Source organism: Actinomadura luzonensis (genome assembly GCF_022664455.2).
Classification (GTDB): domain Bacteria; phylum Actinomycetota; class Actinomycetes; order Streptosporangiales; family Streptosporangiaceae; genus Nonomuraea; species Nonomuraea luzonensis.
Window position 1 is genome coordinate 2,477,962 of the sequence record NZ_JAKRKC020000001.1, and the last position, 24,814, is coordinate 2,502,775.

Below are 24,814 nucleotides of genomic sequence, written 5' to 3' on the forward strand. Positions count from 1 at the left end.
TAGTTTAAGGCGGCTTTGCGGCGTCTCTTGCGATTGGAGGTGGTCCGGGATGAATCCTGGTGATCCCAGCAGTACGTGCCACATCTGCACGTACTCCCCGTGTGCCCCCGACCACTCCAATCAGGCAGCCTGATCGTGCCTCCACGCCAGTGAGGTGACTTTTTCGTCGCGTGGAGCGTGCCATGTCGGGCGGAAAGGGACTGCCATGCGCTCGTCCACGCTTTTCCGTCGTATCAACCGCCACCCCGTGCCGCGGCGTGCCGCGCACCCGATCGTGAAGCCCGCCGGTCGTGGCGAGCCCTGCGTGCCGCCCGTCGCCTCCGTCGTCGAGTTCGGCGCGTACGTGCGGGGCAAGAAGGTCCCCGCCGCCGGCATCGTCGAGGCCCTCGACCTCGTCCGCGAGCACAACAAGGACATCGAGGGCGCCAACGCCTTCGTCTGGGTCGGGCTGCACGAGCCCGAGGCCCCCGAGGTCGAGTGGCTGTCGGAGGTCTTCGGCCTGCACCCGCTCGCCGTCGAGGACGCGGTCAAGGCGCACCAGCGCCCCAAGGTCGAGCGCTACGGCGACTCCCTGTTCATGGTGCTGAAGACCATCGCCTACCTGGACCACGACCAGCTCACCGACAACAGCGAGATCATCGCCACCGGCGAGATCATGGTCTTCCTCGGCGCGGACTTCGTGGTCACCGTCCGGCACGGCGAGCACTGCCCGCTCACCGTCGTGCGCGAGCGCCTGGAGGACAAGCCCAAGCTGATGAACCGCGGCCCGGCCGGCGTGCTGCACGCCATCGCCGACCACGTCGTCGACCAGTACCTCCAGGTGGCCGACCTCATGCAGCTCGAACTGGAGGAGGTCGAGGCCACCGTCTTCGCCGACGTCAGCTCCCGCGACATCAACCGCATCTACCAGCTCAAGCGGGAGATGCTGGAGATGAAGCGGGCGGTCACGCCGCTCCAGGCGCCGCTGTCGGCGCTGCCGCAGCGGCGGGTGATCCCGTCGGAGATGCGGGAGTACTTCCGCGACGTCGGCGACCACCTCTCGCGGGTGTGCGAGCAGGTGGAGTCCTCCAACGAGCTGTGCAGCTCGATCCTCCAGGCCGCGCTGGCCCGCTCGAACGCCCTCGCCAACGAGGACATGCGCAAGATCTCCTCCTGGGTGGCCATCCTGGCCGTGCCCACGATGATCGCCGGCATCTACGGCATGAACTTCGACTTCATGCCCGAGACCAAGCAGGTCTGGGGCTATCCGGCCGTGCTGGCCGTGATGGCGGCCGCCTGCGTGCTCCTGCACCGCGGCTTCCGCCGCAACGGCTGGCTCTGATCACACGCCCACGGGCTTGAGCGGGCCGACGGGCTCGGGCAGCTCCAGGCCGCGCTCGCGCCACAGCTCGCGCATGCGATCGGGATAGTCGGTCACGATGCCGGCCACCCCGAGGTCCAGCATCCGGGCGCCGAGCGCGGCGTCGTTGACCGTCCACACGGCGACGTCGAGCCCCGCGGCGGCGGCCTCGGCCATCAGCTTCTCGTCCACCATGACGTGCTCGGGCGAGAGCGTGGTCGCGCCGGCCGCGCGGGCGGCGGCGGGCACGTCGGGGCCGAGGTCGTCGTGCCAGTGCAGGGTGTCGGGCTCGATCAGCGCGAAGCGGCGGGTGCCGGGCGCGACGCGGGCGGCGTGCCGGATGACGCGCCAGTCGAAGCTCAGGATGGCGACGTCGCCGAGCCTGCGGTGCCGGTCGAGCTCGTCGAGCACGAGGTCGGTGAACATCTCGGGGTCGGCGGTCAGCTCCGGCCTGGTGGGGTCGGACTTCAGCTCGACGTGCAGCCGCACGTTCTCGGCGTCGTAGGCGTTGACCAGCCCCAGCACCGCGCCGAGCGTCGGCATGCGGGTCTCGGGGATGGGGACCTGGGTGAGCGCGAACGGGTCCTCGGGGTGCCGCGGCAGGCGCACGCCCACGTCGAGCGTGCGGAGCTGGGCCAGCGTGAGGGCGTTGATCGGTTTGCCGACGTACGGGTAGAGCGGGTCGCCGTCGCGCAGCGGCCGCCGGTCGGCACTGGTGACCGCGGAGACCGTCAGGTCGTGCGTGAGCACGAGCCGCCGGTCGGCGGTGAGCGCCACGTCGAGCTCCAGCGCGTGAACGCCGAGCTCCATCGTGCGGCTCATGCCCGGCAGAGTGTTCTCCGGCCACAGGCCCCGGGCGCCCCGGTGACCATGAATCTCAACGCGCACAACCGGACCCTATCTGGAGGGAGGCGTGTTCAGGAGGTGCCACGCCGTGTCCTTTTTATCCTGCTACGCCCGGTCGGGTCACGCGCAGCGGACAATAGGCTGTTCTTCATGGCAGAGGTTCTCAAACCTGCCCATTTCCCAACAGTCCGGGCATGGGTCGACGGCTGGGTCATCTCCCGCAACGCTCCCCGGCCCGTCCCCGAGCCCTGGGGCCTGCGCGTGGACGTCGGCCTGCCCGGCCACGTGGCCCGGCACGTCGTCGCCGCCCCCACCCCGGACGTCCTCCGCCGGCTGACCGCCACCATCACCGCGCCGGGCACCTGGCTCAAGCTCTGCGCCCCCGCCGAGGCCGTCGCCCCCCTGCTGCCGCCGCCCTGGACCGTCAAGGACCGCGAGTTCATGATGACCGCCCGCCTGACCCGCCACGCGCCCCCGCCCGAGCCCCCGCCCGGCTACGCGCTGGCCGTCACCACCCGCGCCGGCGTCACGGCCGCCCGCCTGCTGACCGCCGCCGGCGAGGTCGCCGCCCGCGGCCAGTTCGCCGTCGCCGGCGCGACGGCCGTGGTGGACCAGGTGGAGACCGCGCCCGGCCACCGCCGCCGCGGCCTCGGCACCGTCGTCATGCGCACGCTCGCCGCCCGGGCCGCCGCCCGGGGCGCCCGCACCGGCGTCCTCGTCGCCACCGCGGAGGGCCAGGCCCTGTACGAGACCCTGGGCTGGACCCTCCACACCCCGATGACGGCCGCCGTCCTCACCCATCCCTGACCGGCGGGCGGGACCGCCTCTCCCGAGAACAGGACTCGACCGCCGCACGTCGAGCGGGGCGAGGGCGACCGGCGGCGCGGGAGCGGCTCGCCCCCACGCGCGGTCCCGATCAGACGAGCGGGCGGATCACCACCGTCTGGTCGCGGCCGGGGCCGACGCCGACGGCGCTGATCGGGGCGCCGCTCATCTGCTCCAGCGCCCGCACGTACGCCTGCGCGTTCGGCGGCAGGTCCTCGAAGGACTTGGCGCTGGTGATGTCCTCCTGCCAGCCGGGCAGCTCCTCGTAGACCGGCTTGGCGTGGTGGAAGTCGGTCTGCGTCATCGGGATCTCGTCGTGGCGCACGCCGTCCACCTCGTAGGCCACGCACACCGGGATGCGCTCCAGGCCGGACAGCACGTCCAGCTTGGTGAGGAAGTAGTCGGTGATGCCGTTGACGCGCGTGGCGTAGCGGGCGATCACCGCGTCGAACCAGCCGCAGCGGCGGTTGCGGCCCGTGGTGACGCCGTACTCGCCGCCGGTGGTGCGCAGCCAGTCGCCCATCTCGTCGGTCAGCTCCGTCGGGAACGGGCCCGAGCCGACGCGGGTCGTGTACGCCTTGAGGATGCCGATGATCTTGGTGAGCCGGTTCGGCGGGATGCCGGCGCCGGCGCACGCGCCGCCCGAGGTGGGCGAGGACGACGTGACGAACGGGTACGTGCCGTGGTCGATGTCGAGCAGCGTGCCCTGCCCGCCCTCCAGCAGCACGAACTTGTCCTCGTCCAGCGCCTTGGCGAGCACCAGCGAGGTGTCGGCGATGTGCGGCTTCAGCCGCTCGGCGTAGGCGAGGTACTCCTCCAGCACCGCCTGCGGCTCGATGCCGCGCCGGTTGTAGACCTTGGTGAGCACCTGGTTCTTCTCGGTCAGCGCGACCTCGATCTTCTTGGCCAGGATGCCGGGGTCGAGCAGGTCCTGGACCCGCACGCCCATGCGGGCGATCTTGTCGCCGTACGCCGGGCCGATGCCGCGCCCGGTGGTGCCGATCTTGGCCTTGCCGAGGTAGCGCTCGGTGACCTTGTCCAGGGCCTTGTGGTGCGGCATGATCAGGTGCGCGTTGGCCGAGATCAGCAGCCGCTCGGCGGAGATGCCCCGCTCGGCCAGGCCGTCGATCTCGGCGAGCAGCACGCCCGGGTCGATGACCACGCCGTTGCCGATCACCGGCACCACCTCCGGCGAGAGGATGCCCGTGGGCAGGAGGTGCAGCGCGTACTTCTGGTCGCCGATGACGACCGTGTGACCCGCGTTGTTGCCCCCCTGATAGCGGACGACGTAATCGACGTCGCCACCGAGCAGATCGGTGGCCTTGCCCTTGCCCTCATCGCCCCACTGGGCACCAACGAGAACGGCAGCCGGCATGGTTCAGTCTCCCGAGCACAAAACGAAACCCCTGGCGCAAGCGCGACAGGGGCTCTTGCGTAGAGAGACTACCCGAACGTGCCCTTTCGTCCCAAGAGGCCGCGCGGTCAGCCCTTCGTCAGCGCCTCGTAACCCGTCTCCGTGCTGTCCTTGAGGAACTGCAGGCAGCGCTCGGCCTCGTCCTTCTCGCCGATCGCCTGCGCGGCTCTGGACAGCGCGTACAGGCAGCGGAGGAAGCCGCGGTTGGGCTCGTGCTCCCAGGGGATGGGGCCGTGGCCCTTCCAGCCGCTGCGGCGGAGCTGGTCGAGGCCACGGTGGTAGCCGGTGCGCGCGAAGGCGTAGGAGGTGACCGCGTGACCCTGGGCGAAGTACTCCTCCGCCAGCGCGGCCCAGGCCGCCGGGTAGGCGGGGTAGCGGGCGGCCACGTCGGAGGCCTTGGCGCCGGACTCCAGCGCCTCCTTGGCCTCGGGCAGGTCCGGCAGGTGAGTCGGGGGCGGCCCGGCGAGAAGGTTATCCATAGGACAAGTCATACCCGCCGGGCCATGGAAGTGGCTACGAGATCTTCGTCCCAGCGCTCTTCAGGTTCTGGCACGCCTCGACGACGCGGGCGGCCATGCCGGCCTCGGCCGCCTTGCCGTACGAGCGGGGGTCGTAGGTCTTCTTGTTGCCGACGTCGCCGTCCACCTTCAGGACGCCGTCGTAGTTGCGGAACATGTGGTCGGCGATCGGGCGGGTGAAGGCGTACTGGGTGTCGGTGTCGATGTTCATCTTCACCACGCCGTAGGAGATGGCCTCCTGGATCTCCTCCAGCGTCGAGCCGGAGCCGCCGTGGAAGACCAGGTCGAACGGCTTGTCCTTGCCGTACTTGGCGCCGACCGCGTCCTGGATCTCCTTCAGCACGCCCGGCCGCAGCTTGACGTGGCCCGGCTTGTAGACGCCGTGCACGTTGCCGAAGGTGGCGGCCAGCATGTAGCGGCCCTTGTCGCCGACGCCGACCGCCTCGGCGGTGGCGAGCGCGTCGTCGGGCGTCGTGTACAGCTTCTCGTTGATCTCGCCGACGACGCCGTCCTCCTCGCCGCCGACCACCCCGATCTCCATCTCCATGATGATCCGGGCGCGGGCGCACTTGTCGAGGAGCTCCTTGGCGATCTCCAGGTTCTCCTCCAGCGGGACGGCGGAGCCGTCCCACATGTGGGACTGGAAGAGCGGGTCGAGGCCCTTGGACACCCGCTCCAGGGAGATGTCGATCAGCGGCCGCATGAAGCCGTCGAGCTTGTCCTTCGGGCAGTGGTCGGTGTGCAGGGCCACCGTCACCGGGTACTTCTCCGCGACGATGCGGGCGTACTCGGCGAGCGCGGTCGCGCCCGTGACCATGTCCTTGACCGTCGCGCCGGACAGGAACTCGGCGCCGCCGGTGGAGACCTGGACGATGCCGTCGCTCTCCGCCTCGGCGAAACCGCGCAGCGCGGCGTTCAGCGTCTGCGACGATGTCACGTTGATCGCCGGGTAGGCGAATCCGCCGGCCTTGGCCCGGTCGAGCATCTCAGCGTAGACCTCTGGAGTCGCAATAGGCATGATTCATCTCCCTGAGAAGTTACGGCTGTGCGCCAGGGCCCAGTATTCCGGCTCCCTACCCGCCGTGGTAGAGACAACGCGTCTCCGGGAGACACGTCCCGCATGCCCGCTACGGGTAGGCTCTGCGCGTGGACTGGCTTTTGAATCTCCTCGACCCGACGTGGTGGCTCACGATTCTCGGCGCTTTCGCCACGATCGGGGTGCTGGCCATCATCTTCGCCGAAACGGGTCTGCTGCTCGGGTTCTTCCTGCCCGGCGACTCGCTGCTGGTGGCCGCGGGGATTTTCAGCTCCGCGTCGGTGGCGGCGGGGATCGGGATCGAGCCGCTGTCCTTCCCGCTCCTGCTGGTGGGCACGCCGCTGTGCGCGGTGGCGGGCGCGCAGCTCGGGCATTTCCTGGGCGTACGTTTTGGCCGGAAAATGTTCGACAAACCCGATTCGCGGTTGTTCAAGAGGGAGCACGTGCTCCGGGCCGAGGAGTTCTTCGAGAAGTTCGGCCCGGCCAAGGCCGTCATTCTCGCCAGGTTCGTGCCGATCGTGCGGACGTTCATGAATCCCGTCGCGGGCGTCCTGGAGATGCCCTCCCGGCGCTTCCTGCTCTGGAACAGCGTCGGCGGCGTCGTCTGGGTCGAGAGCATGCTGCTGCTCGGCCACTTCCTCGGCGGTCAGGTCGACCCCAAGCAGATCGACAAGTACATCCTGCCGGGCGTGTTCGTGATCGTGCTGATCTCGCTGATCCCGATCATCGTCGAGGTGGTCAAGAAGCGGCGGCAGGTCAAGCGGCTGCCCGAGCCCAACGGCAAGCACCACCGCGTGGGCGACCCGTTCTGAGCTGAGATCGGGAAGAGCGGCATACCACGCGGTACGCTCCCTGTGTGGGACGCCACAGGTCCGATCCGATGGGCCTCGCCCGCCTGGCGCTCGCCGTCGTGGCGGCAGGGGCCCTGGTGACACTCCTGGTCATCGGCGCTCGCGCGCTGATCGGCACGCTCGGCACGCCGTCGCAGGCGGAGCGCGAGCGCGCCTCCGCGCCGGCCACCCCCTCGGGGAAGTCCAGCGCGCAGGTGCCGACCGTGCGCATCGAGTGCCTGGCCGAGACGTGCCCCACCGTCACCGTACGGGTGCCGGGCGGCGACGTGCTCCAGCACCGCGAGATGAGCAGGGGCGAAGAGGTCAACTACTTCGAGCCCGAGCTGGACGTCGTGGTCAGCGACGCGGGCACGGTCCGCGTCACCGAGAACGGCGCGCCCCGCCCGCAGGGCGAGCAGGGCGCGAGGCAGGCGTTCACCGTGCGCGCCCGCGCGAAGAGCTAGAGCCCCAGGTCCTCCAGCGCGTACGCAGTGCGGTACTCCAGGCCCTCCCGCACGATGCGCTCCCGCGCGCCCCTGTCCATGATCGTCGCGACGGCCACCACCTCGGCCCCGGCCTCGCGCAGCGCCTCCACGGCGGTCAGCACCGAGCCGCCGGTGGTCGAGGTGTCCTCCACCGCCAGCACCCGCCGCCCCGCCACGTCCGGGCCCTCGATGCGCCGCTGCAGCCCGTGCTGCTTGGACGCCTTGCGCACCACGAACGCGTCCAGCGCCCGCCCCCGCGCCGCCGCCGCGTGCAGCATCGCGGCCGCCACCGGGTCGGCCCCCAGCGTGAGCCCGCCCACCGCGTCGTAGCCGAGGTCCTCGGTGAGGTCGAGCATCACCTTGCCGACGAGGGGCGCGGCCACGCCGTCGAGCGTGATCCGCCGCAGGTCGAGATACCAGTCGGCCTCGATCCCCGAGGAGAGGGTGACCTTGCCGTGGACGACGGCCTTCTTCTTGATCTCGGCCAGCAGGTTGTCGCGATCTGTCATGCGTCCAAGCTTAGGGTCCGGACCAGGGCGAGGGCCTGCCCGTACGCCTTCGGCAGCGGACGCACCCGGACCTGGGGGCGGGTGCCGTACAGGATCTCGGCGGCGCGGAGCCGGGCCAGCTTGCCCGCCAGCAGGTCGTCCGCGCGGGTGAGCGCGGCCACCCGCGAGGGCGCGAGCAGCGCCAGCGTCTCGTCGCCGGGGAAGGCCCGGCGCAGCGCGGTCGCCAGGTTGAGCGCGGCGGCCAGCCGCTCGGCCAGCTCGGGGGCCCGCCGGTCCGGCTCGGCGACCACCAGGCAGGTGCCCGCCGCCGAGCCCCGGTAGAGCTGCGCCAGCCGGGTGCGCAGGTACGCGGCGCTGGCCAGGCCGGTCAGCGGGTCCTCGCAGCCCAGCTCGCCCATCGGCGCGAAGCTGCGCTCGGCCCAGCCCGCCGCGAACGCCCGCAGCACCGCGAACGGCGGCTCCCCGAGACGGGCCGCCGTCCACAGGGCCGCGAGGTCGGTCATGGCCTCCGCGATCCCCACGCCGGCGCCGGCCCGCGCGGCGCCGAGCGCCCGGCAGGCGTCCGCGGTCAGGTCGTGCTCCCCGCCGCCCTGCTCCCGCTCGCCGAGCCGGGGGCGAGCCTCGCGCATCGCCTTGAGCAGGCAGTCCGCCTCCGGCGTCCACCAGTCGTCGGCCAGCGACCAGCCCGCCGCCAGGCTGCGGGCACGCCAGCGCGCCGTCATGTCGTCCTCCATCCGCTCCTCTCCCTTCACGGCCTCCGGACAGGGCCTTCACAGGTAAAGACGGACTCGCGGTTTAGTCATGACGGGGAATGCGGAATGATTGCGCGGGGCAACCCCACGTAATCAAGAGGTCACTATGGGTGTCGAAGTGCCGCGAAGTGACGCGGATCTCCTGCGGGCGTCCAGGGAGGGCGACGCCGCCGCCTTCGGGCAGCTCTACGAGCGCCACGTCGCCGCCGCCCGCGCGCTGGCCCGCCAGCTCGTCCGCGGCACCGAGGCCGAGGACGTCGTCGCCGAGGCGTTCACCAAGATCCTCGACCTGGTCGGCCGCGGCGGCGGCCCCGAGTCGGGCTTCCGCACCTACCTGCTCACCGTCGTGCGGCGCACCGTCTACGACCGCTCCCGCGTCGAGGGCCGCCAGCTCACCACCGGCGAGATCGAGGAGTACGACCCCGGGGTGCCGTTCGTCGACCCGGCCCTCGTCGGGCTGGAGAGGTCGCTCATCGCCCGCGCCTACCTGTCGCTGCCCGAGCGGTGGCGGGCCGTGCTCTGGCACACCGAGGTCGAGCGGAGCCGGCCCGCCGAGGTCGCGCCGCTGCTCGGCCTGTCGGCCAACGGCGTCGCCGCGCTGGCCTACCGGGCGCGTGAGGGGCTGCGGCAGGCGTACCTCCAGATGCACCTCGGCACGCAGCCGCGGCGCGAGTGCCGGCCGGTGCTCGGCAAGATGGGCGCCTACGTGCGGGGCGGGCTGGCCAGGCGCGAGTCCAGGTTCGTCGACGAGCACGTCAGCGGCTGCGAGGAGTGCCACGGCGTGCTGCTGGAGCTCACCGACGTCAACCGCGGGCTGCGCGTCATGGTGGGACCGCTGTTCGCCGGCCCGCTCTTCGGCGGGTACGCCGCCGCGCTGGCCAAGGGCGGCGCGGGGGGCGCGGCCGGGCTGCTGCGGGCCCTGGCCGCGCTGCGCCGGGCGCCCCGGCACCAGCAGGCGGTGCTGGCCGGGGGCCTCGCGGTCGCGGCCGCGGTGACCCTCGCGTTCCTGCTGGTCTCCGGCGACGGGCCGGCGCGCGAGCCGGCCACGGCGGCGCCCGGGCTCCTGGGGTGCCGATGTCGCCGACGTTCGCCGCCGTCCCGCCGCCACCGCCGCCCGGCGAGCGGCCCGCGCGGTGCCGCCGCCCCGGCCGGCACGCCTTCGGCCACGCCGCGCGGGCAGGCCCGGCTGCGGGCCGCCATCGACCCGCTCGGCTCGCTGGTGCGCGCCCAGGCCGGCATCGTCGGCATCCGGCTGCGCAACGACGGCGACGCGCCGAGCGAGGCGCTGGCCGCGCTGGTCGAGCTGCCGCGCGGCGTCACGCTCGTCCCCACCGCCCGCGACCACCAGGCGGCCGCGCTCAGCGGTCCCGCGGGCACCGTGGACGGCTGGGCCTGCCGCCCGACGGCGGCGGCGCCCGGTGCTCGCGGGCCCCGCTGCGGGCCGGGGAGAGCACGGCGGTGTTCCTGCGGGTGCTGGTCGCGGAGGAGGCGCCCGAGGGCGCGGGGCCGGCCGTGCGCGTCGAGGCCGGGCCGCTGCGGGTGCGGGCGCGGGCCGAGGACGGCGTGCGCGCGAGCGGCGCGCCCGCCAGGTTCGCCACCGACGGCAGGGTGACCGTGCGGGCCGTCGGCAACTCCCTGCTGAGCTGCCCCGAGGAGCGGGCGGGCTGCCTGGAGGCGCGGCGGCGGCAGGGCGACCAGCGCGACGACGACCTGTGGCCGATGACCGCGCTCGACCGCGACGACGTCCCCGCCACCCACCACTCCAGCGCCGCCCGGCTGACCCTGCCGAAGGGCGGGCGGGTGGTGTGGGCCGGGCTCTACTGGTCGGCGAGCGGCGAGGAGTCCGGGCCGATCAAGGTGCGGCCGCCGGGGCGGCGGTCGTACGTCACCGTCCGGCCCACCCATGTGGCCGTGCGCGACCTGCCCAACGGGCCCGTCTACCAGGCGTACGCCGACGTGAGCATGCTGGCGTCCGGGGCCAGGCGCGGCGGCCTGTGGTGGGCGGCCGACCCGCCGCTGCAGGAGGGCGTGGCGCGGCACGCCGGGTGGAGCCTGGTGCTGGTCGTCACCGACCCGGACGCGCCGTACAGCCAGGCCGTGGTGCTCGACACGGCCACCGTCGTCGGCGGGCCGCGGCGGCGGGTGCGCCTGCCCATCGGCGGGCTCACCCCCGCCGCCGCGCCCGCCCGCGCGGAGCTGGTCACCTGGGAGGGCGACGCCGACCTCACGGGCGACCGGGTCTCCCTCGGCACCGGCGCCCTCACCCCGGCGGGCGGCGACCGCGACCGCGCCAACGTCTTCGACGGCTCATCGGGCGGCGTGGCGGAGATGACGTTCGGCGTGGACGTCGATACGGTCGGCGCTGAGCTCGGGGCCGATCCCGGGCTGACGATCGCCACGGACAGGGACGTGGTCCTGTTCGGCGTGGCCGCCCTGAGCGTGCGTGCGCGGTCGTGACCACAAACGGGACAAACTGGTACGGTCTGCCTAAGTGGTCTGGCGCACCGGTGACCGAGGGGCGAATCGTCGGGATTCACCCTCGGACGATCACCTGCTTTCATTACCCTGAGAGAGGGCCGCCAAGTCCGGTCTCTGACGGTGCAGAGCCAGCAAGGTCGGACCACCAGGAAAGGGGCGGTGTCAGTGGATCGCTGCGCGCTGTTCGTGGACGCTGGCTATCTGCTGGCTGACGGGGCGATGGCCGTGCACGGCACGCGTCATCGCGAGGCGGTCGCCTGGGACTACCCAGGGCTGCTCCAGCTGATGACCCAGTTGTCGCGCGAGCGCACCGGGCTGCCGCTGCTGCGGTGCTACTGGTACGAGGCCACGGTCGAGGGCCGGCGCACGCCCGAGCACGACGCGCTGGCCGACATCCCGGGGCTCAAGCTCCGGCTGTCGCGCATCAGGCCCGGCCGCCGCGAGGGCGTCGACGCCCAGGTCCACCGCGACCTCATGACGCTCGCCCGCAACACCGCCATCTGCGACGCCGTCGTCGTCAGCGGCGACGAGGACCTCGCGCAGGTCGTCTGCGACGCCCAGGACCTCGGCATCCGGGTCACCGTCATCCACATCGCCGCCGAGGGCGGCTGGGCCGTCTCCCGGTCGCTGCGCCAGGAGTGCGACGACCTGGTCGAGCTGGGGGCGGTGCACCTGCGGCCCTACGTGGCGATGGTGTCGGGCATGGTCGAGCCGTCCTCCAACGGGCATCACCACCAGCCGATGAGCAACGGGCAGACGACGCACTCGCTGCCGCCGGCGCAGCCGTCCTCGCTGCCGCCGCCGTCCCTGCCGCCCTCCTCGCCGCTGCCCTCTTCCTCGCTCCCGTCCTCGTCGCTGCCCTCCTCGTCGCTGCCGTCGTCCGGGAGCCACGCGGCCGGGTCGTCGGGCTCCACCGGGCAGCACTCCGCCAACGGGTCGGGCTCCTCAGGGCGCGGGCAGTCGTCCTCGTCCACGCCGCCGGTGCTGCCGACGTACTCCAACTACCAGATCGAGCAGCCGCCCTCCGCGGCGCCGGTGACCGGGCCCATCCCGGCGCAACCGGCCGAACGGCCCCAGCCCGCCCCGCAGCCGCCGTCCCAGCCGCAGTCGCCCAGCACCGGGCAGTTCGCCTCGCCCTCCAGCAGTGGCACGTACCAGCCGTCGCAGCTCGGCCCCTACACCGGGCCGCAGGCCGCGCCCGTCGTCCCGGCGGCGGCCACGGCGGGCGCCACGACGCTGGCCGACGCCGTCAAGGCCGCCCACCGCGAGGGGCACGACTTCGGCGAGTCCGTCGCCAGGGACGCGCCCGCGCTGTGGCTGGAGGCCGTACTGGCCCGCAAGCCGCGCATGCCGTCCGACCTGGAGGCGCGGCTGCTGCAGGGGTCGTCGCTGCCGATCGACTTCCTGCTGCACGACGAGGTCCGGCACGCCCTGCGCCGCGGCTTCTGGGACGCCCTCGAACGCGCCCGCCACTGACCCGACGGCACCACCGGCACCACTCCTCCGCCGCGGCCCTTCCCCGCCGCATCACCCCACTCCCGCCATCCGGCACCCGCTCCGGCGTGCCCGCACCGCGCCCGCCGGGCGCGGAGCGGGCGGAGCCCGGGGACGCCGAGGGCGGGGTCAGGAGAGGGCGTCGAAGCCGGCGCGCAGGTGGGTGACCCGGTCCGTGAGATCGGACAGCGGCGCGGCCAGCGCCTGGTCCTGGGACTTGCGGACGAGCTCCCGCATCCGGGCCAGCTCGTCCTCCACGGCCGTCAGCCGCCGTGACAGCTCCGGCAGCACCGACGCGTGGTCGCCTGCCCCGGGCGGCAGCTCGCCGGTGAGCCGCTCGCGCAGCAGCGACGCCTGCTCGGCCAGCCGCTTGTTCATGTTGTACAGCTCGGTGAACACCGACACCTTGGCCCGCAGCACCCACGGGTCGAACGGCTTGGTCAGGTAGTCCACCGCGCCCGCCGCGTAGCCGCGGAAGGCGTAGTCGGGGGCGCTGTCCACGACGGTCAGGAAGATGATGGGGATGTTCCTGGTCCGCTCGCGCCGCTTGATGTGCGCGGCCGTCTCGAACCCGTCCATGCCCGGCATCCGCACGTCGAGCAGGATGAGCGCGAACTCGGTGTTGAGCAGCGCCTTGAGCGCCTCCTCGCCCGACCGGGCGCGCACCGGCACCAGGTCGAGCGAGCTGAGGATGGCCTCGAGCGCGATGAGATTCTCCTCGCGGTCGTCGACCAGCAGGATCTTGGCACGATCCGGCATCGATCACGCCCCTTCGGCTGATGAGTCGGATGTGGCGCCCTTGCCGCGGCTGAGCCAGCCCCGCAGGCGTTCGAGCAGCCGGTCGACGTCGACCGGCTTCGGGACGTAGTCGGACGCGCCGGAGGCGATGCTCTTCTCGCGGTCGCCGCGCATGACCTTGGCGGTGAGGGCGATGATCGGGAGGTCGGCGAACTGCGGCATGCGCCGGATGGCCGAGGTCGTCGCCCAGCCGTCCATCTCCGGCATCATGATGTCCATCAGCACGAGCGCGACGTCCTCGTTCCGTTCGAGCTGCTCGATCCCCTCCCGGCCGTTCTCAGCGTAGACGACGGTCGAGCCGTGCCGCTCCAGCACGCTGGTCAGCGCGAACACGTTGCGGATGTCGTCGTCCACGATGAGGATCTTGGAGCCGTTGAGCGGGTCGTCGCCCTGCCACTGCGGCGGGGTCTCGACCGGCGGCTCGACCAGCTCGGGCATCGGCAGGTCGAGCGGCATCGGCGGCTCGGGCAGCGCGGTCGGCTCGTCGGACGGCGGGCTCATGAGCTGGCGGCGCGCCACGCCGCCGTCGGTGGCGGCCAGCGGCCCGGTGTAGGAGGCCGGCAGGTAGAGCGTGAACGTGCTGCCCTGGCCGAGCTCGCTGTCGACGTGGATCTCGCCGCCGAGCAGCCGCGCGATGTCGCGGCAGATGGCCAGGCCGAGGCCGGTGCCGCCGTACTTGCGGCTCGTGGTGCCGTCGGCCTGGCGGAACGCCTCGAAGATGACGTCCCGCTTGTCGGGCGCGATGCCGATGCCGGTGTCGATCACCTGGAACGCCAGCAGGTCGCGGGCGTCGTGCAGGGTGTCGTCGTCGAAGTCGACGCCGGGCGGCGCCATCGACACGCGCAGCTTGACCGTGCCGCGCGGGGTGAACTTGACCGCGTTGGAGAGCAGGTTGCGCAGCACCTGCTGGAGCCGCTGCTCGTCGGCGCGCAGCTCGTGCGGCACGTCCTCCTCGACCTCGACCGTGAACTCCAGGCCCTTGTCCTGCGCGAGCGGCGCGAACGCGGCCTCCAGCAGGTCGACCATCTTCGGCAGCGACACCTGGATCGGATGGATGTCCATCCGGCCCGCCTCGACCTTGGACAGGTCGAGCATGTCGTTGATGAGCTGGAGCAGCGCCGAGCCCGCGCTGTGGATCGTGCGGGCGAACTCGACCTGCTGGGAGGTGAGGTTGCCCTCGGCGTTCTCGGTGAGCAGCTTGGCCAGCACGAGCAGGCTGTTGAGCGGGGTGCGCAGCTCGTGCGACATGTTCGCGAGGAACTCGGACTTGTAGCGCGAGGAGACCGCGAGCTGCTCGGCGCGTTCCTCCAGGGTGCGGCGGGCCTGCTCGATCTGGAAGTTCTGGATCTCGATGGCGCGGTTCTGCTTGGCCAGCAGCGCCGCCTTGTCCTCCAGCTCGGCGTTGGACCTGCGCAGCTCCTCCTGCTGGCGCTGGAGCTCGTCGGAGCGTTCCTGGAGCTCGCGGGTCAGGCGCTGCGACTCGGTCAGCAGGTCCTCGGTGCGGGAGTTGGCGATGATCGTGTTCATGGTGACGCCGATGGTCTCGACGAGCTGCCGCAGGAAGTCGAGGTGCACCTCGCCGAACGGCGTGAACGAGGCCAGCTCCAGCACGCCGAGCACGCGGTTCTCGAACAGGATCGGCAGCACCACGATCTGCGCGGGCGTGGACTGGCTGAGCCCGCTGTCGATGGTGATGAACTGCGGCGGCACGTCGTCCAGGACGATGTGCCGGCCCTCGGCCGCGGCCTGCCCGACGATGCCCTCGCCGATCGCGAACCGCCGGCGCGGCGCCTTATCGGGACGCACGCCGTAGCCGCCGATCAGCACCAGCTCGTGGTCGCCCTCGGGGTCGATGCCGTAGAAGGCGCCGTAGCGGGCCGAGACCAGCGGCGTCAGCTCGCTCATCGTCAGCTTGGCCACCTCGAACAGGTCGCGGTGGCCCTGCATGAGCCGGGAGATGCGGGCCAGGTTGGACTTGAGCCAGTCCTGTTCCTGGTTGGCCTGGGTGGTCTCGCGGAGGTTGGCCACCATCGAGTTGATGTTGTCCTTCAGCTCCGCCAGCTCGCCCTGCGCCTCGACGGCGATCGAGCGGGTCAGGTCGCCGCGGGCGACGGCGCTGGTGACGGTGGCGATGGCGCGCACCTGGGTGGTGAGGTTGCCGGCCAGCTCGTTGACGCTCTCGGTGAGCCGCTTCCAGGTGCCCTCGACGCCCTCGACGCGGGCCTGGCCGCCGAGCTGGCCCTCCGAGCCGACCTCGCGGGCGACGCGGGTGACCTCGGCGGCGAACGACGAGAGCTGGTCGACCATGCGGTTGATGGTGGTCTTCAGCGCCAGGATCTCGCCCTGGGCGTCCACGTCGATCTTGCGGGTGAGGTCGCCGTTGGCGACCGCGGTGGTCACCTCGGCGATGTTGCGCACCTGGTAGGTCAGGTTGTTGGCCATCGAGTTGACGTTGTCCGTCAGGTCCTTCCAGACGCCCGACACGCCCTGCACCCGGGCCTGGCCGCCCAGCTTGCCCTCGGTGCCCACCTCGCGGGCCACGCGCGTCACCTCGTCGGCGAACGACGAGAGCTGGTCCACCATCGTGTTGAGGGTGTCCTTGAGCTGCAGGATCTCGCCCTGCGCGTCGACGGTGATCTTCTTCGACAGGTTGCCCTGCGCCACCGCGGACGACACCGCCGCGATCTGGCGCACCTGCGAGGTGAGGTTGTTGGCCATCGAGTTGACGTTGTCCGTCAGGTCCTTCCAGACGCCGGACACGCCGCGCACCTGCGCCTGGCCGCCGAGCTGGCCCTCGGTGCCGACCTCGCGGGCCACGCGGGTGACCTCGGAGGCGAAGGAGGAGAGCTGGTCGACCATCGTGTTCATGGTGGACTTGAGCTCCAGGATCTCGCCCTGGGCGTCCACGTCGATCTTGCGGGTGAGGTCGCCGTTGGCGACCGCGGTGGTGACCTGGGCGATGTTGCGCACCTGGTAGGTCAGGTTGTTGGCCATCGAGTTGACGTTGTCGGTGAGGTCCTTCCAGACGCCCGACACGCCCTTCACCTCGGCGCGCCCGCCGAGCTTGCCCTCGGTGCCGACCTCGCGGGCGACGCGGGTGACCTCGTCGGCGAACGAGGAGAGCTGGTCCACCATCGTGTTGAGGGTGTCCTTGAGCTGGAGGATCTCGCCCTGCGCGTCGACGGTGATCTTCTTCGACAGGTTGCCCTGGGCCACCGCCGTCGCCACGGTGGCGATGCTGCGCACCTGCGACGTCAGGTTGTTGGCCATGAAGTTGACGTTGTCGGTGAGGTCCTTCCAGACGCCGGACACGCCGGTGACCTGGGCCTGGCCGCCGAGCTGGCCCTCGGTGCCGACCTCGCGGGCGACCCTGGTGACCTCCTCGGCGAAGCCGGAGAGCTGGTCGACCATCGTGTTCATGGTGGACTTGAGCTCCAGGATCTCGCCCTGGGCGTCCACGTCGATCTTGCGGGTGAGGTCGCCGTTGGCGACCGCGGTGGTGACCTGGGCGATGTTGCGCACCTGGTAGGTCAGGTTGTTGGCCATCGAGTTGACGTTGTCGGTGAGGTCCTTCCAGACGCCCGACACGCCCTTCACCTCGGCGCGCCCGCCGAGCTTGCCCTCGGTGCCGACCTCGCGGGCGACGCGGGTGACCTCGTCGGCGAACGAGGAGAGCTGGTCCACCATCGTGTTGAGGGTGTCCTTGAGCTGGAGGATCTCGCCCTGCGCGTCGACGGTGATCTTCTTCGACAGGTTGCCCTGGGCCACCGCCGTCGCCACGGTGGCGATGCTGCGCACCTGCGACGTCAGGTTGTTGGCCATGAAGTTGACGTTGTCGGTGAGGTCCTTCCAGACGCCGGACACGCCGGTGACCTGGGCCTGGCCGCCGAGCTGGCCCTCGGTGCCGACCTCGCGGGCGACCCTGGTGACCTCCTCGGCGAAGCCGGAGAGCTGGTCGACCATGGTGTTGACGGTGTTCTTCAGCTCGAACATCTCGCCCACGGCGTCGACCGTCACCTTGCGGCTCAGGTCGCCCTTGGCGACCGCCGTGGTGACCACGGCGATGTCGCGCACCTGGGCCGCCACGCGCGAGGACATCGTGTTGACGGCCTCGGTGAGGTCGCGCCAGCTTCCCGACATGCCGCGCAGGTTGGCGCTGCCGCCCAGCCGGCCCTCGGTGCCCGCCTCGCGGGCCACCCTGGTCACCTCGGAGTTGAACAGCGCGAGCTGGTCGACCATGCCGTTGATGGCCTTGCCCAGGCGGCGCACCTCGCCGCGGGCCGAACGGTCGAGGTCGATGCGCCGCGACAGGTCGCCCTTGGCGACGGCGTCGATGACGTCGGCGGCGCCGCTGACCGGGCTGACCAGGGCGTCGATCAGCATGTTGACCGACTCGACGCTCTCGGCCCAGGCGCCGACGCCCGGGCCGGGCGTCAGCCGTTCGCTGAACCGGCCTTCCTTGACCACTTCTTTACGTACGCGGACCAGCTCGTTGGCGAGGTGCTCGCGGCGGTCGGCCACCTCGTTCAGCAGCAGGCGCACCTCGCTGAGGATGCCCGGGGGAGCATGAGGCACCCGCCGCCGGAAGTCGCCGTCACGCCACGAGAAGAGGGTCTCCAGAATGGGCACGAGATCGGACTCGGTGTAAGTCCTCTCCTCCGGGGTCGGCGCGGCCTTGGCCGTGGTCATGGGGCCTCCTTCACTCGCTCTGGGCCTCGGCGAGTGATTCAAGTCTGTCACGATGAGTAGCTCGTAGTCCTGTCCTTGGATTTACCCCAAGTCAGTGAGAAGTGTGGTAGGCACGTTGGGATGACTGCTTCTCCTCAAGGGGTGCTCGCTGCGACGTTCGCGCCGGGTGAGACCGCTGTGACGGCCGCGATGAGGTTCACGCGCGAGGTGATGACCGCGTGGGCCACCGGTGGCGTGCTCCACACCGCCGAACAAGTCGCGGGCGATTTGGCGGAGCAAGTCGCTGACGAGCCATTTGAGGTGATTTGGAAGCATTTCGGGGACGCTGTGCAGGTCGAGTTCCGCCAGCGCCTCGTCTCCCAGGGTGATCCGAAAGCTCCTTCCGCGAATGTCGAAGAGTGGGGAGTCACCTTCAGGGGCGATTCCCGTGTCCACTGGGCAAGGCTCACGCTACCTGGCTCAGCGGACCGAGTGGCAGCCGAATGGTCGGAGGAGAGCGCTCGCGGGCCACATTGGCTGGGGTTCCTGGCTGACGCGAGTGACCTGCTCGCGGGCACCCTCGACCCCGACATGGTGCCCGCCATCATCGCCCAGATCGTGGTGCCGCGCCTGTCGAGCTGGTGCGCGGTCTACACCTCCGACGGCGACTCCGGGCCGCTGCGGCTGGTCTACCTGTGGCACGCCGACGAGGCCCGGATCGACGGGCTGCGCGTCCAGCTCTCCGACATGGACGTCGCCGCCGCCGACGACCGGGTCACCTCGCTCATCCACCTGACCGACTCGCAGGTGCTCGCGGTGCCGCTCACGGCGCGCGGGCGCGGCCTCGGCATGATGTGCCTCGGCCGCCCCGACCGCTTCCCCGACGAGGTCATCCAGTTCGCCGAGGACATCGGCAGGCGCGCCGCCCTCGCCATGGACAACGCCCGCCTGTACGCCCAGCAGGCCGCCGCCAACCGGGCGCTCCAGCGCAGCCTGCTGCCGCCCAACGAGCCCGAGGTGCCGGGGCTCGACTACGGCGTCATCTACGAGCCCGCGGGCGAGGTCAACGAGGTCGGCGGCGACTTCTACGACCTGTTCAAGGCGGGCGACGACTCCTGGCGCTTCGCCATCGGCGACGTCTGCGGCACCGGCCCCGAGGCGGCGGCCGTGACCGGCCTGGCCCGGCACACGCTGCGGCTGCTGGCCCGCGAGGGCTACGGCGTCGCCGCGGTGCTCGGGCGGCTCAACCAGGCGATCCTGGAGGAGGGCGAGCGGGCCCGGTTCCTGACGCTGCTGCACGGCGACATCACGCCCGTGGAGAGCGGGCTGGAGGTGCGGCTCGTGTCGGCGGGCCACCCCGAGGCGCTGCGGCTGCGCCCGAACGGCACGGTAGAGGCGGTCACGACGCCGCAGTCGCTGCTCGGGGTCTTCCACGAGGTCGTCTTCGAGGCCGACACCGTGCACCTCGACCACGGCGACGTGCTGCTCGCCGTCACCGACGGGGTGACCGAGCGGCGCAACGCCGGCCGGCTGCTCGACGACAACGGCGGGCTGGCCAAGATGCTGGCCGAGTGCGCGGGGCTGTCGGCGCGGGCGGTGGCGGAGCGGATCCGGCGGGGGGTGGCGGAGTTCGCCGCCGAGCCCAGCGCCGACGACCTCGCCATCGTCGTCCTCCGCGCCCGCTGACGCATTCGGGACGACCCGCGAAGCCACCCGCCCCCACCGGCCCGCAGCCATCGGCTTTCCGGACCCGTCCCCAGCCGGCGCCGATCGCCCTCCCGGCTCGCGACCGCCGCCCCCCCCCACCGGACGCTCATCGCCCTATGGACCCGAGGCCACCAGCCCTCCCAGTCGGCCTCTACCGCCCTTCCAGCCCCGCGGCCACCGAGCCCTTCCTTCCGGCCCCCTCCGGCCCTCCTAAGGGCTCCCAGAGACTCCTGCTGGGCCCGCCAGCCCCTTCACCTGGGCCCGCCACGTTCCGCCGGGCCCTCACCCGGCCCTGCGCACCCCCAGCAGGGCGTACGGCGGCAGTCGCCGCGCGCCGACCGTACGGACGCCGTCACGGGGCCCGTCCGCGACGGCGTCACCCCGCGAAAGAGGCCGGGCCCGCCCTCCGGGCGGTGGGCGCCGCTCGGGGCAGGACCGGGCGGCGGCGGGCCGGGAGGGCGTGGCCGGGCGCTCCGCGCGATGCTGGCAGCGCGGGCAGCCGACGATCAAGACGCCGGCGGGGCCAACTCTTTACGACCTGTCAGCGGTCAACGCCCGTTAACGTGCTTTTTCGCGAACTCCAGCTGCAGCGCCACCTGCGCGATCCGCTCCGACACCACCAGCGACTCCCGGATCGCGTCATAGGTGTAGACCTCGTGCTCGCGCCCGTGTTCAGCCAGTTTGGCCACGTATTTCTCGATCTGCCGGAACGGGCAGCGCGTGTCGTTCTCGCCTGCCAGGATCAGCAGCGGGCTGCTCACCTGCTCCACGTACGTGATCGGCGAGCTGGCCGCGTACCGCTCGGGCCGCTCGTCGGGCGAGCCGCCGAACAGCGCCCGGTGGTAGGCGCGCAGGCTCTCGACCTCGTCCTCGTACGACGTCTGGTGGCACGCGATCGGCGCCGCCGCGATGCCGGCCGCCCACAGCTCTGGCTGCACGCCGAGGCCGAGCAGCGTGAGGTAGCCGCCCCAGGCCGAGCCGGCCAGCACGAGCCGGTCGGGGTCGGCGATGCCGCGCTCGACGACGCGCCGGCGCACCGCGGCCACGTCGGCCAGCTCGATGTGGCCCACGTCGCCGTGCAGCGCGTCGCGCCAGGCGGTGCCGTAGCCGGTGGAGCCGCGGTAGTTGACGCGCACCACCGCGAAGCCCGCGTCCACCCAGGCCGCGACCTCGGGCGAGAAGGAGTCGCGGTCGTGCATGGTGGGCCCGCCGTGCAGCAGGAAGACGGCCGGGTACGGCGCGGAGCCGGTCTCCGGCTTGCTGATGAGCGCGTGGATGCGCCCGCCCTCGCCCTCGACGTCGAGGTCCTCGACCGGCACGCTGGGCGGCGCGGCCGGGCCGCCGGGGTTGACCACGACCTGGCCGTTGGTGGAGCGGATGACGGGCGGCCGGGACGCGCTGGACCACGCGTACTCGACGTGCCCGCCGGGCCGGGGCGCGGCCTCCTCGATGACGCCGTGCGGGGTCTCGATGGCGGTGAGGGTGCCGCCGGCCAGGTCGTAGCGGTGCAGGTAGCTGCGGGCCCGGTCGTCGCGCAGGATGAGCAGGCTGCGGCCGTCGTCGTACCAGTCGGCGTCGAGGTCGCCGGAGTCCTTGAGCCAGATCTCGCGCTGCTCGCCGGTGACCGGGTCCCAGACCAGCGGCTCGTGGCGCTGCCGGCGCTCGTGCAGGGCGAGCAGCCGGCGGTCGCCGGGCACCGGGGCGAACCTGAGCCCGATCACGCCCTTGCCGGGGCCGTCGTACAGCTCGCCGACGACGTCGCCGTCGGCGCGGACGACGCGCAGCCCCGGGTGGCGGAAGTCGCCGTACTCGCCGTGGTTGACGGCGATGAGGGAGCCGTCGAGCGACATGGCGGCCACCCAGGCGGCCTCGGTGTGCTCGTAGAGCAGGCGGAACGGCTCGCCGTCGCGGACCAGGTGGATGCGGAAGGTGCCCTCGCTGGCCCAGCTGATCGCGGCGACGCCGGTCATGGACAGCGCGATGCCGCCGGGCTGGCCCGGAGGCAGGCCGGGGGCGACCTGCTCGTCGGGGCCGCCGGTGAACGGCTGGCGCCACCACACGCCGTACTCGTCGCCCTCGACGCCGCCGAACCAGTAGATCCACTGCCCGGTCGGGTCGAGCGCGGCGTACGCGGTGCCCTTCGGCCGGTCGGTGACCTGCCGGACCGCGCCGGTCACCCGGTCCCAGGCGTAGACCTCCCACTTGCCGGTGGAGTTGGAGCGGTAGATGGAGCGGTGCGGGGCTTTGGGCGCCCAGGACGGCAGCGTCATGCGCGAGGCCCGGAACCTGGCCTGCCAGCGTTCCTCCGCCTTCATGCGGCGCGCCCCCTCCCATTGATGTCCCGGGCCTCTGGGCTCGGGATGCCGTCCAGTATTGCGCCTGTGTGGGAGAAATACTCGGGGAATGTGGGGGAATTTCGGACTAAATACCCCATCAGTAACACCAGTCGCAGCAGCCCGTCAAGGAACAGGTCTTGAACGGGGTGCGGGCTCGAAGATAGACAGATGAAACGCCGCGCGCGTTACTACTTTCGCGCCATTCGCCGCCACATATGCGGCTATGCGGGCGTCGAGCTCGGCCGCGCCGGTGTGCCACGCGCTGGGTCCCATGCCGACCACCTGGGCGATGCCGCCCGCGTCCAGCTCCATCTCGAACGCGACGCGCCGCCGCCCCGCCGGGACGAAACCCGCCATGCTCCGCTCGACCCGGCGCTCCTTCTCCGCGTCCACGGAGAGCAGCCCCAGCCCGGACACGAGCGGGCTCAGGTGCTCCGCGGCCGGCGTGACGACCACCGCGACGCCGCCCGGCCGCAGGATCCGCCCGAACTCGGGGCCGTTCCTGGGCGCGAAGACGTCGATCAGCACGTCCGCCACCTCGTCCCTGATGGGCAGCGGCCTCCAGACGTCGGCCACGAAGGCTCCCGCCCTCGGATGCACCCGCGCCGCCCGGCGTACTGCGTGTTTCGACACATCGAACGCCATCCCGATGCCATCGCTCACGGCATTGAGCACGGCCGCCAGGTAGTGCCCGGTGCCCGCGCCCGCGTCGACGACCACCGGCGCGGACCTGCCCTCCGCGCGGCGACCCTCGGCGCCGTTCCGGCCCGGCACAGAGCCTCCTGCTGACCCCACGCCATGACCGGCCTCCATTCCCGCCCCACGGTACGCCCTCAACCCGCCGCCGTCATTGGTTTCGGTAATCGACTCATGTTCTGCCGCAAGGTGCTCGCGCACCGCGTCGGCCAGCGCTTCGGTGAGGGGCGCGTAATGCCCGGCATCGAGGAAGGCGGCCCGCGCCGCGACCATCTCCGCACTGTCAGCCGTCCCGGGCGGACGGGAACCGACGAGCAGGCTGACATACCCCTGCCGGGCGACGTCGAAGGCGTGCCCGCCGTCGCAGCGCAGCGCGCGCTCGCCCAGCCGCAGGCCGGCCCGGCACACGGGACAGGCGAGGTATTCGACGATGTCAGCCAGCATGCCGCCCATTCTCGCCCACAAGGAACTCCTATCCGGGAGGGGAGGGATAGGTGCCCCGGCCTGCCACCGTGAACACCACCCCCTGGTCGCGCAGCAGCGCCAGCGCGCGCCGAACGGTGCCCTTCGCCACCTCGTAGTGCTGAGCGAGCTGGGTCTCGGACGGCAGCGGCACGTCCTGCTGGAAGTCTCCGGCCCGGACCCGCGCGGCCAGGTCGTCGGCGATCGTCTGGAACCTCCACCCCGACCTGGCCTGGCGCGACGCGCTCTCCGGCCCGACATAAGAGCCTTCGCCCCTGATCGTGTAGATGACGCCCGCATCGCGCAGCTCCCGGATCGCATGCCGGGCGGTGATGCGCGCGACGCCGAACTCGCTCATGAGCTCGGCTTCAGACGGCACGAGTGCCCCCGGCTGAAGCTCGCCGTCGTCGATCCGCTTGCGAAGGAGGTTGGCGAGCTGCCGGTACAGCGGCACGGGGCCTCGGGGGTTGAGCACGGCGTCATGCTAGATGTCCTAATACGTGCTTCACCGACCGACTACAACCCATAAACCGGCCAGTACTGACGCAGCAAGATCTAAGACAAGCCCTGTACCGGACAGGCCACGTCCTGTTAGTCTGGGCCGCGCCGCACCGAGATGGACTGGGGCGGTGCTCGCGAATCCTTCAGAAGACGGCAGAGGTCCAGGTCATGGCTGACATCCCTGCAGATTCACGCTTCGAGCCCCTCGCGGCCGAGATCAGGACCCTGCTCGAAGCTCGCGGATACCGGCTGCCTCCAGGTGGCGATCACATCCGTGAGCTCGTCCTGGAGCGAGTCGACCTGGCGCTCCAGAACCTCGTCGAGATCTTCGAGGGAAGGACGCGGTGACGCGGCAAGCAGGACAGTTCCCCGACTTCCACGGAACGCATGCCGGACCGCTTCTCCCAGGCCACCGCGTATTGACCTGGTACGAGCCGGCACAGCGGACGTCGCGCATCCGCGTTGTCTCTTGGACGTGCGCATGCCGACCGACGGCGTACGAGCTGTGCAGCATTTCAGGCCAGGGCTTCGTCCGCCGAATCGTTCGCGGCATGCTGCATGAGACAAGATGGACGTTGACCGCGAACGCCAGACGCACCTTCGACCAGATACTGCGTGGCGAGGCCCGGTGAGAGTCGACCATCGTCACAGTGACGCCTCAGCCCTGTGGCTGGCCACCGGGTTTGCACCTGAACATCTCGGCGAACCGCCGCTGAGCTATGCGCATGAGCTGAACGAGGTCCTGGTCCTGGTCTCGGGCTGGATTCTTGTTGACGTAGATGGTGATGAGCGAGTTCTCGTTCCCACATCGGAACAAGGTGCCGGCCGAACGGAACGAATAGCCTCGGACCTCGTAGCTGTCTATCGCGCCGATGCCCAGTTCCTGCGGGAGCTTGATGCGGCCGTTCTCCTCCCCGTTCTGCATCCATTTCTCGATGACATCCCGTTCTGCCGCGCGCTCGTACCCCGTGAGGAGGATGCTCTGCGCGTCGTTCATGACCGCACAACTGTGCGCGGCGGAGATCTCGCCGGGACCCGCTGTGTAGTGGCCGGTGTAACCGGTGACATCGGCCACGGCGGCCTGCGGGATGAAGTCACACAAGTAGGGAGGTCGGTCGAT

The 24,814-nt window shown here is 71.5% G+C and carries 19 protein-coding genes and 1 pseudogene; 8 read left to right on the top strand and 12 right to left on the bottom strand.

The features are described 5' to 3' along the window. Positions 1-247: 247 nt before the first annotated feature. Positions 248-1,321 (top strand): magnesium/cobalt transporter CorA, encoded by a 1,074-nt coding sequence (corA, locus tag MF672_RS11940; protein ID WP_242380065.1) that lies wholly within the window; start codon positions 248-250, stop codon positions 1,319-1,321. On the opposite strand, the gene MF672_RS11945 is transcribed toward corA, so the two are convergent. Next, entirely contained in the window at positions 1,322-2,227 is a 906-nt protein-coding gene (locus tag MF672_RS11945; protein ID WP_302893195.1) for a glycerophosphodiester phosphodiesterase family protein, read from the bottom strand. Between the two features lie 108 nt (positions 2,228-2,335). On the opposite strand from MF672_RS11945, the gene MF672_RS11950 reads away from it, so the two are divergent. Further along, positions 2,336-2,992 (top strand): GNAT family N-acetyltransferase, encoded by a 657-nt coding sequence (locus MF672_RS11950; RefSeq protein ID WP_242380069.1) that lies wholly within the window; start codon positions 2,336-2,338, stop codon positions 2,990-2,992. 109 nt (positions 2,993-3,101) lie between these two features. On the opposite strand, the gene MF672_RS11955 is transcribed toward MF672_RS11950, so the two are convergent. The 3 genes from MF672_RS11955 to fbaA all read right to left on the bottom strand — a co-directional run bounded on the left by MF672_RS11955 (position 3,102) and on the right by fbaA (position 5,960). Then, positions 3,102-4,385 carry an adenylosuccinate synthase gene (locus MF672_RS11955; protein ID WP_242380071.1) on the bottom strand — a complete coding sequence of 428 codons (1,284 nt, stop codon included), beginning with the start codon at positions 4,383-4,385 and terminating at the stop codon, positions 3,102-3,104. Positions 4,386-4,492: 107 nt separating this feature from the next. Next, positions 4,493-4,903, bottom strand: a complete 411-nt coding sequence (locus MF672_RS11960) for a DUF3151 domain-containing protein (protein WP_242380073.1) — start codon at positions 4,901-4,903, stop codon at positions 4,493-4,495. A gap of 34 nt (positions 4,904-4,937) precedes the next feature. Continuing rightward, complete coding sequence (gene fbaA / locus MF672_RS11965) at positions 4,938-5,960, bottom strand: class II fructose-bisphosphate aldolase (RefSeq protein WP_242380075.1); 1,023 nt, start codon at positions 5,958-5,960, stop codon at positions 4,938-4,940. A gap of 128 nt (positions 5,961-6,088) precedes the next feature. Here fbaA and MF672_RS11970 point away from each other — a divergent pair, with 128 nt between their 5' ends. Both MF672_RS11970 and MF672_RS11975 read left to right on the top strand, forming a co-directional pair. After that, a complete protein-coding gene (locus MF672_RS11970) occupies positions 6,089-6,790 on the top strand; it encodes a DedA family protein (protein ID WP_242380077.1) in 702 nt (233 codons plus the stop codon). A 44-nt stretch (positions 6,791-6,834) separates the two neighbouring features. Further along, the gene (locus tag MF672_RS11975; RefSeq protein ID WP_242380079.1) at positions 6,835-7,272 is read left to right on the top strand and encodes a hypothetical protein; all 438 of its coding nucleotides are present in this window, start codon (positions 6,835-6,837) and stop codon (positions 7,270-7,272) included. On the opposite strand, the gene pyrE is transcribed toward MF672_RS11975, so the two are convergent. Together pyrE and MF672_RS11985 are read right to left on the bottom strand one after the other, a co-directional pair. Next, complete coding sequence (pyrE, locus tag MF672_RS11980) at positions 7,269-7,802, bottom strand: orotate phosphoribosyltransferase (RefSeq protein WP_242380082.1); 534 nt, start codon at positions 7,800-7,802, stop codon at positions 7,269-7,271. The genes MF672_RS11975 and pyrE overlap by 4 nt on opposite strands. Further along, positions 7,799-8,536, bottom strand: a complete 738-nt coding sequence (locus MF672_RS11985) for a hypothetical protein (protein WP_242380085.1) — start codon at positions 8,534-8,536, stop codon at positions 7,799-7,801. The genes pyrE and MF672_RS11985 overlap by 4 nt, the downstream gene beginning before the upstream one ends. A 124-nt stretch (positions 8,537-8,660) precedes the next feature. On the opposite strand from MF672_RS11985, the gene MF672_RS11990 reads away from it, so the two are divergent. Both MF672_RS11990 and MF672_RS11995 read left to right on the top strand, forming a co-directional pair. After that, the gene (locus MF672_RS11990) at positions 8,661-10,166 is read left to right on the top strand and encodes a sigma-70 family RNA polymerase sigma factor (RefSeq protein WP_247815228.1); all 1,506 of its coding nucleotides are present in this window, start codon (positions 8,661-8,663) and stop codon (positions 10,164-10,166) included. Between the two features lie 1,031 nt (positions 10,167-11,197). Continuing rightward, positions 11,198-12,508 (top strand): NYN domain-containing protein, encoded by a 1,311-nt coding sequence (locus MF672_RS11995; protein WP_242374253.1) that lies wholly within the window; start codon positions 11,198-11,200, stop codon positions 12,506-12,508. 147 nt (positions 12,509-12,655) lie between these two features. Here MF672_RS11995 and MF672_RS12000 read toward each other — a convergent pair whose 3' ends face one another. Both MF672_RS12000 and MF672_RS12005 read right to left on the bottom strand, forming a co-directional pair. Further along, positions 12,656-13,285: a response regulator gene (locus MF672_RS12000; RefSeq protein WP_242374249.1), complete on the bottom strand. Its 630-nt coding sequence runs from the start codon at positions 13,283-13,285 to the stop codon at positions 12,656-12,658. 3 nt (positions 13,286-13,288) lie between these two features. Further along, entirely contained in the window at positions 13,289-18,013 is a 4,725-nt protein-coding gene (locus tag MF672_RS12005) for a hybrid sensor histidine kinase/response regulator (RefSeq protein ID WP_247815229.1), read from the bottom strand. Between the two features lie 570 nt (positions 18,014-18,583). On the opposite strand from MF672_RS12005, the gene MF672_RS12010 reads away from it, so the two are divergent. Further along, positions 18,584-19,678 (top strand): PP2C family protein-serine/threonine phosphatase, encoded by a 1,095-nt coding sequence (locus MF672_RS12010; RefSeq protein WP_242374247.1) that lies wholly within the window; start codon positions 18,584-18,586, stop codon positions 19,676-19,678. A gap of 569 nt (positions 19,679-20,247) precedes the next feature. On the opposite strand, the gene MF672_RS12015 is transcribed toward MF672_RS12010, so the two are convergent. The 3 genes and pseudogenes from MF672_RS12015 to MF672_RS12025 form a co-directional block, all read right to left on the bottom strand. Beyond that, entirely contained in the window at positions 20,248-22,014 is a 1,767-nt protein-coding gene (locus MF672_RS12015) for a S9 family peptidase (RefSeq protein ID WP_242374246.1), read from the bottom strand. 924 nt (positions 22,015-22,938) lie between these two features. Then, positions 22,939-23,175: pseudogene (locus tag MF672_RS52085) on the bottom strand (putative RNA methyltransferase); the annotation flags it as partial. A 28-nt stretch (positions 23,176-23,203) separates the two neighbouring features. After that, positions 23,204-23,668 (bottom strand): GntR family transcriptional regulator, encoded by a 465-nt coding sequence (locus tag MF672_RS12025; RefSeq protein ID WP_242374244.1) that lies wholly within the window; start codon positions 23,666-23,668, stop codon positions 23,204-23,206. A gap of 194 nt (positions 23,669-23,862) precedes the next feature. Here MF672_RS12025 and MF672_RS12030 point away from each other — a divergent pair, with 194 nt between their 5' ends. After that, a complete protein-coding gene (locus tag MF672_RS12030; protein ID WP_242374243.1) occupies positions 23,863-24,042 on the top strand; it encodes a hypothetical protein in 180 nt (59 codons plus the stop codon). A 310-nt stretch (positions 24,043-24,352) separates the two neighbouring features. Here MF672_RS12030 and MF672_RS12035 read toward each other — a convergent pair whose 3' ends face one another. Beyond that, positions 24,353-24,796, bottom strand: a complete 444-nt coding sequence (locus MF672_RS12035; protein ID WP_242374242.1) for a hypothetical protein — start codon at positions 24,794-24,796, stop codon at positions 24,353-24,355. Positions 24,797-24,814 lie beyond the last annotated feature (18 nt).